Source organism: Aestuariivirga sp. (assembly GCF_020252395.1).
GTDB lineage: Bacteria > Pseudomonadota > Alphaproteobacteria > Rhizobiales > Aestuariivirgaceae > Aestuariivirga.
The window spans coordinates 1-14871 of sequence record NZ_JADCDB010000032.1 but is presented as its reverse complement, the minus strand read 5'-3'; the positions used below and the strand labels follow the sequence as shown (position 1 = coordinate 14871).

At 65.4% G+C, this 14871-nt stretch carries 17 protein-coding genes and 1 pseudogene; 13 read left to right on the top strand and 5 right to left on the bottom strand.

What is annotated here, in order from left to right:
• The 11 genes and pseudogenes from IOC82_RS15055 to IOC82_RS15005 form a co-directional block, all read left to right on the top strand.
• Positions 1-781, top strand: a pseudogene (locus tag IOC82_RS15055) (hypothetical protein); the annotation flags it as partial.
• A 253-nt stretch (positions 782-1034) separates the two neighbouring features.
• A complete protein-coding gene (gene rpoZ / locus IOC82_RS15050) occupies positions 1035-1445 on the top strand; it encodes a DNA-directed RNA polymerase subunit omega (protein WP_290547029.1) in 411 nt (136 codons plus the stop codon).
• 127 nt (positions 1446-1572) lie between these two features.
• On the top strand, positions 1573-3741 hold the full coding sequence (locus IOC82_RS15045) for a bifunctional (p)ppGpp synthetase/guanosine-3',5'-bis(diphosphate) 3'-pyrophosphohydrolase (RefSeq protein WP_290547028.1): 2169 nt from the start codon (positions 1573-1575) through the stop codon (positions 3739-3741).
• A 6-nt stretch (positions 3742-3747) separates the two neighbouring features.
• Entirely contained in the window at positions 3748-4332 is a 585-nt protein-coding gene (pyrE, locus tag IOC82_RS15040) for an orotate phosphoribosyltransferase (RefSeq protein WP_290547027.1), read from the top strand.
• A complete protein-coding gene (gene acpS, locus IOC82_RS15035; RefSeq protein WP_290547026.1) occupies positions 4329-4727 on the top strand; it encodes a holo-ACP synthase in 399 nt (132 codons plus the stop codon). The genes pyrE and acpS overlap by 4 nt, the downstream gene beginning before the upstream one ends.
• Positions 4728-4897: 170 nt before the next feature.
• Positions 4898-5689 (top strand): signal peptidase I, encoded by a 792-nt coding sequence (gene lepB, locus IOC82_RS15030; RefSeq protein ID WP_290547025.1) that lies wholly within the window; start codon positions 4898-4900, stop codon positions 5687-5689.
• Between the two features lie 7 nt (positions 5690-5696).
• Positions 5697-6386, top strand: a complete 690-nt coding sequence (gene rnc, locus IOC82_RS15025) for a ribonuclease III (RefSeq protein ID WP_290547024.1) — start codon at positions 5697-5699, stop codon at positions 6384-6386.
• Positions 6383-7297 (top strand): GTPase Era, encoded by a 915-nt coding sequence (era, locus tag IOC82_RS15020; RefSeq protein WP_290547023.1) that lies wholly within the window; start codon positions 6383-6385, stop codon positions 7295-7297. Before rnc ends, era begins: the two co-directional genes overlap by 4 nt.
• A 3-nt stretch (positions 7298-7300) precedes the next feature.
• Positions 7301-8023, top strand: coding sequence for a DNA repair protein RecO (gene recO, locus IOC82_RS15015; RefSeq protein WP_290547022.1), 723 nt, complete (start codon positions 7301-7303; stop codon positions 8021-8023).
• Between the two features lie 48 nt (positions 8024-8071).
• Positions 8072-8476 (top strand): methylmalonyl-CoA epimerase, encoded by a 405-nt coding sequence (mce, locus tag IOC82_RS15010; protein WP_290547021.1) that lies wholly within the window; start codon positions 8072-8074, stop codon positions 8474-8476.
• Positions 8473-8748: a DUF1467 family protein gene (locus IOC82_RS15005; RefSeq protein ID WP_290547020.1), complete on the top strand. Its 276-nt coding sequence runs from the start codon at positions 8473-8475 to the stop codon at positions 8746-8748. The genes mce and IOC82_RS15005 overlap by 4 nt, the downstream gene beginning before the upstream one ends.
• Positions 8749-8923: 175 nt before the next feature.
• On the opposite strand, the gene IOC82_RS15000 is transcribed toward IOC82_RS15005, so the two are convergent.
• The 5 genes from IOC82_RS15000 to miaA all read right to left on the bottom strand — a co-directional run bounded on the left by IOC82_RS15000 (position 8924) and on the right by miaA (position 13547).
• The gene (locus tag IOC82_RS15000; RefSeq protein WP_290547019.1) at positions 8924-10045 is read right to left on the bottom strand and encodes an IS5 family transposase; all 1122 of its coding nucleotides are present in this window, start codon (positions 10043-10045) and stop codon (positions 8924-8926) included.
• A 74-nt stretch (positions 10046-10119) separates the two neighbouring features.
• Entirely contained in the window at positions 10120-10746 is a 627-nt protein-coding gene (locus IOC82_RS14995) for a LysE family translocator (protein ID WP_290547018.1), read from the bottom strand.
• The gene (locus tag IOC82_RS14990) at positions 10736-11476 is read right to left on the bottom strand and encodes a pyridoxine 5'-phosphate synthase (protein ID WP_290547017.1); all 741 of its coding nucleotides are present in this window, start codon (positions 11474-11476) and stop codon (positions 10736-10738) included. Before IOC82_RS14990 ends, IOC82_RS14995 begins: the two co-directional genes overlap by 11 nt.
• Positions 11477-11644: 168 nt before the next feature.
• Positions 11645-12586, bottom strand: coding sequence for an NAD-dependent epimerase/dehydratase family protein (locus IOC82_RS14985; protein ID WP_290547016.1), 942 nt, complete (start codon positions 12584-12586; stop codon positions 11645-11647).
• A gap of 103 nt (positions 12587-12689) precedes the next feature.
• Complete coding sequence (gene miaA, locus IOC82_RS14980; protein ID WP_290547015.1) at positions 12690-13547, bottom strand: tRNA (adenosine(37)-N6)-dimethylallyltransferase MiaA; 858 nt, start codon at positions 13545-13547, stop codon at positions 12690-12692.
• On the opposite strand from miaA, the gene serB reads away from it, so the two are divergent.
• Together serB and IOC82_RS14970 are read left to right on the top strand one after the other, a co-directional pair.
• Positions 13548-14417, top strand: a complete 870-nt coding sequence (gene serB, locus IOC82_RS14975) for a phosphoserine phosphatase SerB (protein ID WP_290547014.1) — start codon at positions 13548-13550, stop codon at positions 14415-14417.
• Between the two features lie 109 nt (positions 14418-14526).
• Positions 14527-14871, top strand: a 345-nt coding sequence (locus IOC82_RS14970) for a transposase (RefSeq protein WP_290547013.1), incomplete at its 3' end; no start/stop codon positions are given.

Sequence of the window (14871 nt, the reverse complement as noted above, 5' to 3'; positions counted from 1 at the left end):
CTACATCACCGACGGCGGCGACACGATCACCGAGGCGGCGAACGGGGGTACGGACACGGTGCGCTCCTCGGCGACCTATACGCTGGGGGCGAACCTCGAGACCCTCGTGCTCACCGGCACGGCGGCGATCAACGGCACGGGCAACGCGGTCGCCAACACGCTCACCGGCAACGGCGCCGCCAACATGCTGGACGGCGGCGCGGGCAACGACACCCTCGACGGCGGCGCGGGGGCGGACCGGCTGACCGGCGGGGCCGGCAACGATACCTTCGTGTTCGACGCCGCCGACATCGCCGGCACGACCACCGTGGTCGATGGCGGCGGCGGCTTCGACGCCTTCCGGGTGACCGGGGCGGCCACCATCGACACCACGGGCGCGCGGATCGCCAACCTCGAGGCGGTGGCCGTGCCGCAGTCCGGCACGGCGGCGCAGACGGTGATCGTGAACCTCGACGAGATCGCCGCGCAGTCGAGCAACGGGGCGGGCGGCGACGCCAACGTGTTCCTGGCGCTGCTGGGCGGCGGGGCCGACACGCTCGACTTCATGGGCAATGGCTGGACGCGCGGACCCACCCTCCTCAACGTCGCTCCGGGCACGGCGCTGCCCGCCGGCGCGGTGAGGCTTAAGGCGGCAGAGGCGGCGTCCGCCAACGCCATCTGGGGCAGCGCCGCCATCGACCCGGCGACCGGCCTCGGCACCGCCATAGGCCTCGACCTCCACATATTCACCAAGGGCGCCCAGGTCGTGAGCATCTGGACCGATGCCGAAACGGTGAAGTGACCCGCCGGTCGCGTAAACCGGGCGGGGATCAGGACGCAGCGCCAGTCCTGATCCCCGCCCGCCCAATGACGCGCCCCGCAGCATCGCGCGGGCAAGCGGAACCGCTTGCGCAGCGAAAGATGCTCCAGGTCACCGCAAAGCCCCGTTAATCCGGATTAAGGGCCGTGATGAACCAAGCACGGGCTTGATTTGGCCTCAAAACCCACTTATGAGGCCGGTATTCCCGCTCATTCAAAAGGAGTGCACGAGCCCCATGGCGCGCGTCACCGTTGAAGACTGCATCGACAAGCTCCCCAACCGCTTCGAACTCGTGCTTCTGGCCGCCCACCGCGCCCGCCTGATTTCGCAGGGTGCGCCGATCACTGTCGAGCGCGACAACGACAAGAACCCCGTCGTTGCCCTGCGCGAGATCGCGGACGAGACCATCGTGCCGGAGGACCTGCGCGAGGAATACATCCACTCCATGCAGAAGCATGTGGAAGTGGACGAGCCGGAAGCCACCGAAGTGCCGCTCATCCAGCAGTCGGGCGACATGAGCATCGTAGACGACGCCGCCGACGAGGACGCGCCCGAAATGGAGCGCATGACCGAGGAAGACCTGCTCCGCGGCCTCGAGGGAATGCCCCCCGCGGAAAGCCCCGGCAGCCAGCGCAACGGCTACTGAGCTCCCGTTCATATCGGTTCGGGAGGCCAGTCCCCGGGGTTCGGCCTTCTTCATGCGCGGTGCGCAAACTCGGCATGGCGGCCAAACGCCACTCGCCAAACAGGCAATCCGCGTTAAGATCGCGCCGATGATGCGTCAGTACGAGCTTGTGGAGCGGGTCACGAAATACGACCCTGATGCGGATGAGGACCTCCTCAACCGAGCCTATGTCTATGCCATGAAGGCCCATGGCAACCAGAAGCGGGCCTCCGGCGAGGCCTATTTCAATCACCCGCTCGAAGTCGCCGCCATCCTCACCGAGATGAAGCTCGACTCGGCCACCATCGCCGCCGCCCTCCTGCACGATACGGTGGAGGACACCGAAGCCACCGAGCAGGAAATCGAGGAGAAGTTCGGCCCTGAGATCGCCTCCCTCGTCGACGGCCTGACCAAGATCGCCAAGCTCGACCTCGTCACCAAGGAAGCGGCCCAGGCGGAGAACCTGAGGAAGCTGCTGCTCGCCATGTCGCGCGACGTGCGCGTGCTGCTGGTGAAGCTCGCCGACCGGCTGCACAATATGCGCACGCTGGAACATGTGAAACCTGAGAAGCGCGTGAGGATCGCCCAGGAGACGATGGACATCTATGCCCCGCTCGCCGGCCGCATGGGCATGCAGGCGGTGAGGGACGAGCTTGAGGACATTGCCTTCAAGGTGCTGAATCCCGAGGCCTGCAAGATCGTCATTGACCGCCTCGCCAAGCTCCACGCCGAATCCGGCGGCATCCTGAAATCGATCGAACAGGAACTTACCCAGAAGCTTGCCGAAAACGGTATCAAGGCCGAAGTCTATGGCCGCGAGAAACGCCCCTATTCCATCTTCCGCAAGATGGAGCGCAAGCTCCTGTCATTGGGCCAGCTCTCGGACATCTTCGGCTTCCGCGTCATCGTCGGCACGGTGGACCAGAGCTACCGCGCGCTGGGCATCATCCACCGCACTTACAGAGCCGTGCCGGGCCGCTTCAAGGACTATATCTCGACGCCGAAGCAGAACGACTACCGCTCGATCCACACCACCGTCATCGGCCCCCACCACATGCGCGTCGAGATGCAGATCCGGACGCGCCTGATGCACGAGATTGCGGAGCGCGGTGTGGCCGCCCATGCCATCTACAAGGACGCGCCTGACGCCAAGGAGGCGCTCGACGGCTTCAAGGCGCCTGCCGCCGAGAGCAATGCCTACCGCTGGCTGCGCCACCTCGTCGAAATGCTGCAGGAGGGCGAGTCCCCGCGCGAATTCCTCGAGCATACGAAGCTCGAGCTGTTCCACGACCAGGTCTTCTGCTTCACGCCCAAGGGCAAGCTCATTGCGCTGCCGAAGGGCGCCACGCCCATCGACTTCGCCTATGCGGTCCACACCTCCGTGGGCGACTCTTGCGTGGGCGCCAAAGTCAATGGCAGCCACGCGCCGCTGGTCACCGAATTGCAGAATGGCGACGAGGTGGAGATCATCCGATCCGAAGCCCAGACGCCGCCCGCCGCCTGGGAGGGTCTCGCGGTCACCGGCAAGGCGCGCGCCGCCATCCGCCGCGCCACGCGCGCCGCGGCGCGCAAGCAGTTCGCGGGGCTGGGGCACGAGATCGTGCAGAAAATGCTGGCCAAGATCGGCAAGACCTATGTGCCGAAGGAGATGGCCGCCGCCATCGCCCGTGTCGGCCTCAAGAATGTCGACGATGCGATGGCCGCCATCGGCCGCGGCGAGCTTTCCGCCATCGACATGCTGAAGGCCATGGGCCACACCATTGACGATACGAAGCTGAAAGAACTGCGCCGCAAGTCGCCCGCGAAGAAGAACGATCCCGACCTTTCCGTTCCGGTTCGCGGCGTCGCCCGCACCACGGCCTTGAAAATCTCGCCGGAGACGGGCGCCGTGCCGGGCGAGCGCATCGTCGGCATTCTCACGCCCGGGGAGGGGATCACCATCTACCCCATTTTCGCCAGGGCGCTGGAGCAGTTCGACAACCAGCCGGAGCGCTGGGTCGACCTCGCCTGGGACACGGGTGCGGAGGAGCAGCGTTTCCCGGCGCGCCTCACCGTCACCATCCTCAACGAGGTCGGCTCGCTCGCCCAGATGACGCAGGCGATCAGCGACCTGGGTGGCAACATCGATGCCCTGACCATGGTGGCGCGCGAGGGCGCCAAGGATTTCTACGACGTCGACATCACGCTCGAGGTGCATGATCTCAAGCACTTGAACGAAATCATGACGTCGTTGCGCGGCAAGCCCGCCGTCAGCGACGTGAGCCGCAAGACAGGGTAGGGACGAATGACGCAGGACGAGGTTCTGGACGAATTCCGCGCCGCCGGCGCGCTGCTGGAGGGGCACTTCATCCTGTCCTCCGGCCTCCACTCCAACCGCTACCTGCAATGTGCCCGCGTGCTGATGGACCCGCAGCGCGCGGCGCGCCTCTGCGCCGTGCTGGCGGAGCAGGTGCGCCAACTGGTGACGGGCCACATCGACCTCGTCGCCTCGCCCGCCATGGGCGGCGTCGTCGTGGGTTACGAGATGGGCCGCCAGCTCGGCGCGCCGGCGATCTTCTTCGAACGCGTCGATGGCAAGCTCACGCTGCGCCGCGGCTTCAACATCGCGAAGGGCGCGCGCGTGGTGATGGTGGAGGACATCGTCACCACGGGACTGTCCTCACGCGAGTGCATCAAGGGCATCGATGAGGAGGGGGGCATCACGGTGGGCGCCGCCTGCCTCATCGACCGCTCGGGCGGGAAGGCCGACATCGGCGTGCCGCTGGCGGCCCTGGCCCGCCTCGACATTCCGGCCTATCCGGCGGACAAGCTGCCCCCTGAACTCGCCGCCATTCCGGCCATCAAGCCAGGGAGCCGTGGCCTCAAATGATCATGGGGCTTGGCAATGATGTGATCGACATCCGCCGCATCGAGGAAACGCTCACCCGTTTCGGTCCGCGCTTCATCGACCGCATCTTCACCGATGTCGAGATCGCCAAGTCCGAGAAGCGCGCCCAGCGCGCGGCCTCCTATGCCAAGCGCTTCGCCGCCAAGGAGGCCTGCTCCAAGGCGCTGGGCACGGGCTTCCGCAAAGGAGTGTTCTGGAAGGACATGGGCGTCGACAACGAGCCCTCGGGCAAGCCCACCATGGTGCTGACCGGCGGGGCGAAAGCCCAACTCGATTCGCTGGCGCCGCCCGGCCACACGGTGCGAATTCACCTCACCATCACCGACGATTTTCCCTATGCCCACGCCGTCGTGATGATCGAGGCGCTTCCGGGGTGACGGCAGAGGTCTGTTTGGTACTGGAAACCGCCTCCTACTGTCACTATTTGGCAACAGTAGACCTGCTTGAGCGTGGCTGCGTTGCATCCGCTTCGGGAAACGGTTTATAGCCGGAGATCAGAACGCCCGGCGCGTGATGGCCAGGCAATTTGCATCAGAAAGACCACCAGATGGCGGCGGCACAGGACACGCGGCGCAAGTCAGAGGACGGTTTGTGGGAAACCGTCAAGGTCATCATCCAGGCGCTGCTGATCGCCTTCGTGGTCCGGACCTTCCTCTTTCAGCCGTTCAACATCCCCTCGGCGTCCATGTATCCGACGTTGAAAGTGGGGGATTATCTGTTCGTTTCGAAACTTTCTTACGGTTACGGAAGATATTCATTCAATTTCTCCCTTGGCATCTTCGGCAACGAAATCGTGTCGTGCTGCAACCTGGACTTCCCCGGCCGCATCGTGTGGGCGGATACCCCGAAGCGCGGCGACGTCGCGGTGTTCAAGCTGCCATCCGATATCGGCATCGACTATATCAAGCGGGTAATCGGCCTGCCGGGCGACCGTATCCAGGTGCGTGGCGGCGTGCTCCACATCAACGGCCAAGCGGTCAAGAAGGAGCGGATCGAAGATTTTCAGGATGCCTCGGAGCGAGGTCTCCAGAGGCCGGTGCCGCAGTTCCTCGAAACGCTGCCGAACGGCGTGCAGTACCGCGTGCTCGATACCCAGCCGGAGGGGGACGCCGACAACACGGACGAATACATCGTGCCGCCCGGCCACTATTTCATGATGGGCGACAACCGCGACAACTCGCAGGATTCGCGCTATCCGAAGGTAGGTTACGTGCCGCTGGAGAATTTCGTCGGCCGTGCCGACATCATCTTCTTCTCGATTACGCCCGATACCGGCCTGTGGCGGGTGTGGGACTGGCCCTTCGCCATCCGCTGGAACCGCTTCTTCACGCTGATCTGAGAAGGCCTTGAGCAGTTTCACACCGGCCAGGCTGGACGAAATCGCGGAGCGGCTCGGCTATCGCTTCTCGAACGAGGCCTTGCTCACCGAGGCGCTGACCCACGGCTCCACCCAGAAGCACAAGGGCGACTATCAGCGCCTGGAATTCCTCGGCGACCGCGTGCTGGGCCTTGTCATCGCCGAACACCTGTTCCTGAACCACCCTAAGGACGGCGAGGGCCAGCTCACCCATGTGCTGAGCAGCCTGGTGCGCTCCGAGGCCTGTGCCGAGGCCGGCGCCATGATCGGTCTCCCGGAACTCGTCATCATCGGCTCCGGCGAGCGCGCCAAGGGCATGAACCAGAACCGCACCGTGCTGGGCGATGCCATGGAAGCCCTGGTTGCGGCGATCTATCTCGATGGCGGCCTCGAGCAGGCGCGCGCCTTCGTGCTGCGCTGCTGGGACGTTCAACTCAAGGCGCCCAAGGCGGCGGCGAAGGACCCCAAAACCTTCCTGCAGGAATGGGCGCTGGCCCGCGCGCTGCCGATTCCGAACTACACGGTCGTCAGCCGCGAAGGCCCGGAACATGAGCCCGTCTTCGTCGTGGCCGTCGAGGTGCGGGACAAACCCGCCCAGCAGGGCACCGCCAAGAGCAAACGCGCCGCCGAGATGGACGCCGCCGAACAGTTTCTGAAACGCGAAGGGATCAGGCCATGAGCGAAGACGTGAAGCAGCCTGATGGCCCGACGCGGGCCGGCTTCTGCGCCATCGTCGGCGCGCCCAATGCGGGCAAGTCGACGCTTGTCAACCAGCTCACCGGCTCCAAGGTGTCGATCGTCAGCCACAAGGTGCAGACGACCAGGGCGCGCATCCGCGCCATCGCGATCGAAGGCAATGCCCAGATCGTTCTGGTCGATACGCCCGGCATCTTCAAACCGAAGCGCACGCTCGACCGCGCCATGGTCGAAAACGCCTGGGGCGGCGCCGGGGATGCCTATGCCGTCGTCCTCCTCATCGACGGCCGCCCGGGCCTCACCGGCGAGGCGAAGGAGATCATCGCCCATCTCGCGCAAACCAGGACCAAAGCCATTCTCGTCATCAACAAGATCGACCTCATGCCGCGCGAGCGGCTGCTGGAGGTCGCGGCCGAATTCAACGCCGCCTATCCCTTCGAGCAGACCTTCATGGTGAGCGCGCTCAATGGCTCCGGCACGCAGGACCTGCTCAAATACCTCGCGGCCAAGATGCCGGAGGGCCCGTGGCTCTATCCGGAAGACCAGGTGGCCGATGTGCAGCTCCGCTTCATGGCGGCCGAGATGACGCGCGAGGTGATCTACGAGCGGCTCCACGAAGAGCTTCCCTATGCCTCCACCGTCGAGACCGAAAGCTGGGAGGAGCAGAAGAACGGCTCCGTCAAGATCGGCCAGGTGATCTACGTCCAGCGCGACAGCCAGAAGGCCATCGTGCTCGGCAGGGGCGGCCAGACCATCAAGCTCCTCGGCCAGAAGGCGAGGGAGGAGATGGAGCGGCAGTTCGGCCGCAAGGTCCATCTTTTCCTGTTCGTCAAAGTGCGGGAGAACTGGGCGGAGGACAAAGAGCGCCTGCGCAACATGGGCCTTGACGTCTAGGCCATGGAATGGCGCGACGAGGGCGTCATCCTGTCGGTCCGCCGCCATGGCGAAACCAGTTCGATTGCCGAAATTCTCACGGCAGGGCATGGCCGCGTCATGGGCCTGGTGCGCGGCGGCCGCTCCCGCCAGCTGCGCCCGGTGCTGCAGGCCGGCAATGCCATTCAGGCCGTGTGGCGGGCGCGGCTGGAGGACCAGCTTGGCACCTTCACGCTGGAACCCTTGGACCTCCGCGCCGGCGCCATTATGGAAGAGCCCTTCCGCCTCGCAGGGCTGGCCACGCTTGCCGAACTGTCCCAGCTCCTGCCAGAGCGCGAGCCGCACCCGCGCGTCTACGAGGCATTGCGTGTCGTGCTGGAGGCGATCAACCAGGACCATGTCTGGCCTGCCCTGCTGGTGCGCTGGGAAATGGGTTTGCTGGATGAGCTGGGCTTCGGCCTCGACCTTTCCAAATGCGCCGCCACCGGCTCGAAGGAGAACCTTGCCTATGTCTCGCCCCGCAGCGGCAAGGCCGTCTCGGAGCAGGCGGGCGAACCTTTCCGGGACAGACTGTTCCGCCTGCCGCCCTTCCTTAAGGGCAGCGGCGCGGCCACCGCCACCGACATCATCGATGGCCTGAAGCTCGCCGCTTTCTTCCTCGAGCGCCACATCTTCGAGCCCCGCGGCATGCGCCTGCCGGAGCAGCAGGAATGGATCATCCGGAAACTGGCCGAAACGCCGCATTGAGCCCCGGAGGGCTTGCCCGTAGATAGCTCCCGACAGGAGGGTTTCGCCATGCTCGGACGTCTGAACCATGTGGCCATCGCCGTGCCCGATCTTGTGAGGGCAAGCGAGGTCTACCGCGCCATGCTGGGCGCCCAGGTGTCCGCCCCCCAAGCCGAGCCCGCGCATGGCGTGACCGTGGTTTTCGTCGAACTCCCAAACACCAAAATCGAGCTTCTGCAGCCGCTGGGCGAGAATTCGCCGATCAAGGCCTTTCTGGAGAAGAACCCGGCGGGCGGCATCCACCATGTCTGCTACGAGGTGGCCGATATCCTCGCGGCGCGCGATCATCTGAAAGCGCAAGGGGCCCGCGTGCTGGGCGACGGAAACCCGAAAACCGGCGCCCACGGCAATCCGGTGCTGTTCCTCCACCCCAAAGATTTCTGCGGCACGCTCGTCGAACTGGAGCAGTCATGAAGTTCGGCAGTGCCGTCGCCATTTATTTCATCACCTGGTGGGTCTGCCTCTTCATCGTGCTGCCCTGGGGCGTGAAGAACGCCCATGAATCGGGCGAAACGGTGGAGCAGGGCAACGAGCATGGCGCGCCCGTGAGGCCAATGCTTTGGCGCAAGGTGCTGGCGACAACCATTCTCTCCGCCATCGTCTTCGCCGTCATCTATGGCCAGGTCGCCTATCGTTGGGTCAGCTTCGACGACCTGCCCTTCTTGAAGTCAATCACCACGGAATAGTCCGCCGTTCTTTAATCGCGTCCAGTTTGTCAACTCCATCTTCTTAGCAGGCTGCTGAAAAACCCACAATCGAGCTCCGGTCTTGGTGTTCTTGCTTCTGTGGATGAGTAGTTCTGGTGCTGCGGCCCCGTTGTGTTGCGGATGATGGGGCATTGCGGCGCTGGCGATATGCCGGTCAGGCGGCATTTGCCAATAGCTTTGGTATTCTGACGAGATTGTAGGCGATCATCTGGAGCGTGAAGACAGCGTTTGCCCGGGCGAGCCCCCTGACTTTGAGCCTGGCAGCGCCGCCGATGGTCTTGGCCCAGCCGAAGCTCTCCTCGATGCGTTTGCGGCAGCGCTGGCTGATGGCATATCCCTCGTGTCTGGTGGTGCGGCCATCGACGGCGGTCTTGCGGATTTTGCCCGACGCGTAGGTTCTGGCATTGATGGCGATATGCGGCGTCACATTCTGCTCCTTGAGCTTGAGCACAAAGTCCTCCGCGTCGAAGCCCTTGCCGGCGCCGAGCGTCACGCGGGTCCCGCGCACCGTCCTGTTGGCGGTCTTGCGGCTGCGCCCGATCATGGCGAGGGCGGCCTCGCGCCCGGCTGTGCCCGTGGCCCTGGTCAGTTCGCAGTCGACGATCAGGCCGTTCCTGTTCTCCATGAGTGCATGGCCCATGAAGCACAGGCGGCTCGCCTGGCCATTTCCCTTGCGGAACAGCCGCGCATCCGGATCGGTGGTCGAGGCATGCGTCGCGTTGGAGCGCTTCTCCTTATGGAAGTCGCGCTCGCCGTTCCTCCCGGGGCAGGGCGGCTCGCCCGCGCCATCCCGGGGCTGGAAGCTCTTCATCGAGGCCCAGGCATCGACCAGCGTGCCATCCACCGGGAAGTGCCCGGATGACAGAAGCCCCCTGACCCGCGGCAGGTTCAGCAGCTGGCTCATGAAGGCCCTGGCCACATCGGCCTGCATCAGGCGCTCACGGTTCTTGGAAAACACCGTGGCGTCCCAGACAGCGCCGTCCGCCGGAAGCCCCACAAACCAGCGGTACAGCAGATTGTCGTCGATCTGCTCCATCAGCTGGCGTTCCGGCCGCACCGTGAAGAAGGCCTGCAGCAGCGAGGCCCTCAGAAGATACTCAGGCGGGATCGACGGACGTCCGGTATGCGAATAGAGCTTCGAGAACTGACAGGACAAACCTTTCAGAACCTCATCGACCAGGACCCAGATTGCCCGTAGAGGATGATCGGCAGGCACCCGCTTCTCCAGCGGAATACAGGAGAACATCTCCTCAGTCCGGTCATCGCTGCCCCGCATGCCAAATCACTCCCGTTAACAATCAAGAGTGAATCATATCACAACCCCAAAATCGAAGGTTTTTCAGCAGCCTGTTAGAGCGCCTCGCGCGCCGTCCACAGCAGACGGAGGCCCAGCGCGCCAAGGAACAGGCCGGTGATCCGGTCGATCCACACCTTGGCCCGGAGGTAGAAAGCGCGCACCGGGTCAGAGCCGAAAAACAGCGCCACGGCGGAATACCACCAGACCTCGTTGAAGCTGACGATAAAGATCAGCGCCGGCGTCATCCAGGGCGGCACGCCGGGGGGCAGCATGGCAATAAAAATCGATCCGAAGAACACCGCCACCTTGGGATTCGAGATCTGGGTGAGGAAACCCTTCAGCAAGGGATTGGCGAGGCGCTCGCTTTGCCCGTCGATCCGCAGGGGCTCGGACGCATGGCGCAGGATCATCCAGGCGATATAGAGCAGGAACAGCGCACCCGCTGCCTTCATGACCATGAACAAGACGGGCAGGGCGTGGAACACGGCATTGAGGCCCAACAGCGCGGCGGCGGACCACACCGCGGTTCCAGCCCCCAGGCCGAGCGCCACTTTGAGCCCATCGGCGCGCGATTGCGCCACGGCGGTGCGCGCCGTGATCAGGAAACTGGGGCCCGGCGAGATCACCGCCATCAGCTGGATGGCGCCGATCGAGACAAGCGTGAAGAGATCAGACGTCACCGATCGCCGCCCGGAATTTCCGCACCGTTTCGGCCATGCCATAGGCCAGTGCATCCGCCGTCACCGCATGGCCGATCGACACCTCCTTCAGGTTGGGCAGCGCGGCCACCAGCGCGGGGAGGTTGTCCCGCGTCAGGTCATGCCCGGCGTTAAGGCCGAGCCCGGCCCGCGCCGCCGCCTCGCCCGCCGCCACCACGCGGCCCAGCTCGCGCCGCGCGTTCTCAGGTTCAAGCGCCGCGCCATAGGGGCCGGTGAACAGCTCCACCCGGTCCGCCCCCAGCGCCTTCGCCTCGGCGGGGCGGGCGGGATCGGGGTCGACGAACAGCGACACCCGCATGCCGCCTCGGTGCAGCCGGGCGATCGCCTCCCTGAGGAGCCCCGCGTTGGCGGCCATGTCCCAGCCATGGTCGGAGGTGGCCTGGCCGGGGTCATCCGGCACCAGCGTCACCTGATCGGGCTTCTCGGCCTCGACCAGCCGCAGGAAGCGCTCATCCGGATAGCCCTCGATGTTGAACTCAGCGCCCGGAAAGGAGGAGCGCAGCAGCCGGTTGATGTCCGTGACATCGGTGCCGCGGATGTGCCGCTCATCGGGCCGCGGATGCACGGTGATGCCCGCAGCCCCAGCCTCCAGCGCCAGCCGGCTGAGCCCCACCGCCGACGGCCACGGCAGATCGCGCCGGTTGCGCAGATAGGCAATGGCGTTGACATTGACGGAGAGCTTGCACGGCACGGCGGGACTCCTTCGATGCCGCGGTTCTAGCGCAGAATGGTCCGGAGAAAAAAGCCGGTTTTGGAAAAAACATCCAAACCACCTGGCGCGCCAGGCCAAGAAACGACATAGAGGGACGAAGACTTTTCGCCGATCTGATGGCGGCAGGCAATGCCGTCGCGGGCGGCGTCAAGTGGGCTTGGCGCCGGCGGCAGCCACGGTGAGCCTGGCGCCCTCCTCGTAGGGGGTCTTTCTCAGGCCCGGCAGCAGGCTGCGGAGCTTCGTGTCGTCGAGCAGCACCGGGGTTTCGCTGAGGTAGCGCACGTCCTTCAGTTCACGGAGCACCGGCATGAAGAGGCCGGCGAGGGATTGCTGCCAGGGCGGCATGACACGAAGTTTCGGCGGACGGCCCGCCGCCTGGTAGAGAAGCTCCGCCAGCCCGCGTTGGGTGATGATGCCCGCCCCGGCAAGGTTATAGGCCCCGGCGACCGGGCCTTGATGTTCCAGCAGTGCCTTCACCACCGGGCCCACGTCTGGCGTGAACACGAATTCATGCGGTGTGCCGGCGGGTCCGAGCAGCGTGCCCGTGGCCCCGGTTGCGGCGGCCTTGGCGGCGAGCGTGAGCAGACTGTTCTCGACGCCGGGGCCGTAGAAATCAGGCAACCGAAGCGAAATGGTCTCCATCCCGGGCGCGGCGGCGGCGAGGAGAATGTCCTCCTGCTCCTTGCGGTATTGGCCCTTCTGCATGATGGGCTCACGCGGATGATCTTCCGCCACGGTGGCGCTGCGCGGCAGGCCGTAGGGATAGACATTGCTGATGAGGAGAAGCCGCTTCACCCCAAGCTCGCGCGCCGCGCTGACAAAGGCCAGCATCATCGGCGGATAAGCAGCGAAAGCCTCGGTCGTGTAGGGAAGGCCCAGGGCATAGACGGCGGCATCACAGCCCTCGAGCGCGCTGCGGCAGCCAGCTGGCGTGCTGACATCCGCAATAACGATCTCGTCACCCGGGGCGGCGGCGGCGGCCAGCGGGGCCTTGCGGCGGCCGACGAGGCGCAGTGGTTCTCCGACTGCATGGAAGGCCGCGGCGACCGAACGGCCTATGACACCGGCGCCGATGACAGCAAGCTTCATCGTCAGACCTCCCACTTAAGGTTGGAAGGACCCCATAGCGACAGTTTTGTCGCGGCACAATGGAGCTGCGTCTTCTCCCGTGCCTTCGGCGGGAGAAAACGAATTAGCGCCAGTGCCGCATCTGGCCGCGCCACCAGGTGAGCTGGCGCTTGATGAAGTTGCGGGTCGCGGTCTTGGCCTGTGTAACGGACTCCTCCAGCGTGAGCTCGCCGCGCAGATGGGCAATGAGCTCCGGCAGGCCGATGGCCTTCATGGCGGGCAGCATGGGGTCGAGATTCATCAGCGCACGCGCCTCATACAGTGCACCGGCCGCCATCATCGCGTCGAAGCGGGCCTCGGCGCGTGCGTAGAGCTCCTCGCGGGGCACGTCCATGAAAATACGTCCGACGTGGACGCCGGCGAGTGGGGCCTGGTCCTGGCCCTCGCGCTGCCAGTCGAGCAGCGAGCGGCCGGTGGCGTCCAGAACCTCGAGCGCGCGGGCGAGGCGCTGGCGGTCGGAGGGCGGCAGCTTCGCCGCCATTGCGCGATCGCGGCTGCTGAGTTCGGCATGAAGATCGCCTGTGTAGTTGCGCCATTTCGCGCGGACCTCCACCGGGATCTCCTGCACCGGCGCGAGGCCCTGTTCGAGGGCGCGGAAATAAAGGCCGGTGCCGCCGGTGATGATGGGGAGGAGGCCCTGCTCCCACGCGGCGTCCATCTGACGGCGGGCCTCGGCGAGCCAGATCGCCACCGAATAGGGCTGCTCCGCGCCGACATGGCCATAGAGGCAGTGGGGCGCCCGGGCCTCCTCCTCCGGCGTCGGCCGGGCGGAGAGGATGCGCAAAGGGGCATAGATCTGCAGCGCATCGGCATTGACGATCACGCCGTTCAGCGCTGCAGCCTTCTCCAGCGCCAGGGCGGACTTGCCGCTGGCGGTGGGGCCTGCAATAAGCAGTGCGCGTTTCTGGCTGATGGCGTTCATATGGATTGCGTTCTCGTCCTCATAGCAGCCCCAGGCTCGGGTGCAATCGGCGCGGAGGCCGTGGCGCTGCTGCGCAGGCACGGCGCAGGCGAGCCGCGCTGGCTGGCAGAGGGCGAGGCGCTGGAGGTTCCGGACTTTGCCGGGCGCGATGATTTCCTGGCGGCCATCGCCGCCCTGCCCCTCGACGCCAACCTCGTGCCGCTGGCCAACCGCAGCAAGCGGCTGCTGATCGCCGATATGGACTCGACCATGATCGAGCAGGAATGCATCGACGAACTCGGTGTGATGGCCGGGATAGGCGACCGCATCAAGCGGATCACGGCGCGCGCCATGAGAGGCGAGCTGGACTTCGAGGGCGCGCTGAAGGAGCGGGTAAGGCTGCTGAAGGGCCTCGACGCCGGCATCATCGACACGATCCTCCGTGAACGGATCAGCTTCATGCCGGGCGGGAAAGAGCTGATCGCCACGATGAAGGCGAACGGCGCCTATACCGCGCTTGTCTCCGGCGGCTTCACGCCCTTCACGTCGAAGGTCGCTGAGGCGCTGGGTTTCGACGAACACCAGGCGAACGGACTGATCGTGGCGGACGGTGTGCTCACGGGCGAGGTAGGCAGCCCAATCCTCGGCCAGCAGGCCAAGCTCGATGCCTTGCGCCGCATCTCGGAGCGGCTGGGGATTTCAACGGCCGATGCGCTGGCGGTGGGCGACGGCGCAAATGATCTCGCCATGCTGGGCGCCGCCGGCATGGGCGTGGCGCTGCACGCAAAGCCGCAGGTTCAGGCCAAGGCGCGGTTCCGGGTGAACCACGGGGACCTGACGGCGCTGCTCTATCTTCAGGGGTATGAGACGGCGGAGTTCGCTCTCCCTTAGGGACAGCATCCCGGCGAACTCCTATCCTCTCCTGCAAGCGGGACCTCTGCGAAACGTGACTGCTTGCTTCGGATGCGGCTCGCTTCTGTTCATGCGGAGGTGAATCAGCATGACGCAGGACAGTTTCATCGAGGCTTTGCTGCCGGCGGGGTTCGGGCGCATCGAGCGGCTGGAGCGGATTACCGGTTTGATCGATTGGGACCGCCTTGCCGTCCTGGTCCGCAAGGTGCGGCCGGGCGAGACGGGCCGGCGGCCCTACGTGGCGCTGGCGATGTTCAAGGCCTTGCTTCTGCAGCAGTGGTACGGCTTTTCCGGCCCAGGTCTCGAGGAGGCCTTGCTGGACCGGGTGTCGTTCCGGCGCTTCTGCGGCTTCGCGCTGGATGCCGAGACGCCCGACGAGACGGCGCTGTGCCGGTTCCGCAACGCGCTTTGTCAGGCTGGCCTGGGAGAGGTT

Excerpts from the sequence above, each read along its gene's own strand:
- era (WP_290547023.1), top strand. The coding sequence starts at position 6,383 with ATGAGCGAAGACGTGAAGCAGCCTGATGGCCCGACGCGGGCCGGCTTC.
- serB (WP_290547014.1), top strand. The coding sequence starts at position 13,548 with ATGGATTGCGTTCTCGTCCTCATAGCAGCCCCAGGCTCGGGTGCAATC.
- IOC82_RS14985 (WP_290547016.1), bottom strand. The coding sequence starts at position 12,586 with ATGAAGCTTGCTGTCATCGGCGCCGGTGTCATAGGCCGTTCGGTCGCC.
- lepB (WP_290547025.1), top strand. The coding sequence starts at position 4,898 with ATGGCGGCGGCACAGGACACGCGGCGCAAGTCAGAGGACGGTTTGTGG.
- rpoZ (WP_290547029.1), top strand. The coding sequence starts at position 1,035 with ATGGCGCGCGTCACCGTTGAAGACTGCATCGACAAGCTCCCCAACCGC.
- miaA (WP_290547015.1), bottom strand. The coding sequence starts at position 13,547 with ATGAACGCCATCAGCCAGAAACGCGCACTGCTTATTGCAGGCCCCACC.
- IOC82_RS15000 (WP_290547019.1), bottom strand. The coding sequence starts at position 10,045 with ATGCGGGGCAGCGATGACCGGACTGAGGAGATGTTCTCCTGTATTCCG.
- IOC82_RS15045 (WP_290547028.1), top strand. The coding sequence starts at position 1,573 with ATGATGCGTCAGTACGAGCTTGTGGAGCGGGTCACGAAATACGACCCT.
- acpS (WP_290547026.1), top strand. The coding sequence starts at position 4,329 with ATGATCATGGGGCTTGGCAATGATGTGATCGACATCCGCCGCATCGAG.
- IOC82_RS15005 (WP_290547020.1), top strand. The coding sequence starts at position 8,473 with ATGAAGTTCGGCAGTGCCGTCGCCATTTATTTCATCACCTGGTGGGTC.
- mce (WP_290547021.1), top strand. The coding sequence starts at position 8,072 with ATGCTCGGACGTCTGAACCATGTGGCCATCGCCGTGCCCGATCTTGTG.
- pyrE (WP_290547027.1), top strand. The coding sequence starts at position 3,748 with ATGACGCAGGACGAGGTTCTGGACGAATTCCGCGCCGCCGGCGCGCTG.
- recO (WP_290547022.1), top strand. The coding sequence starts at position 7,301 with ATGGAATGGCGCGACGAGGGCGTCATCCTGTCGGTCCGCCGCCATGGC.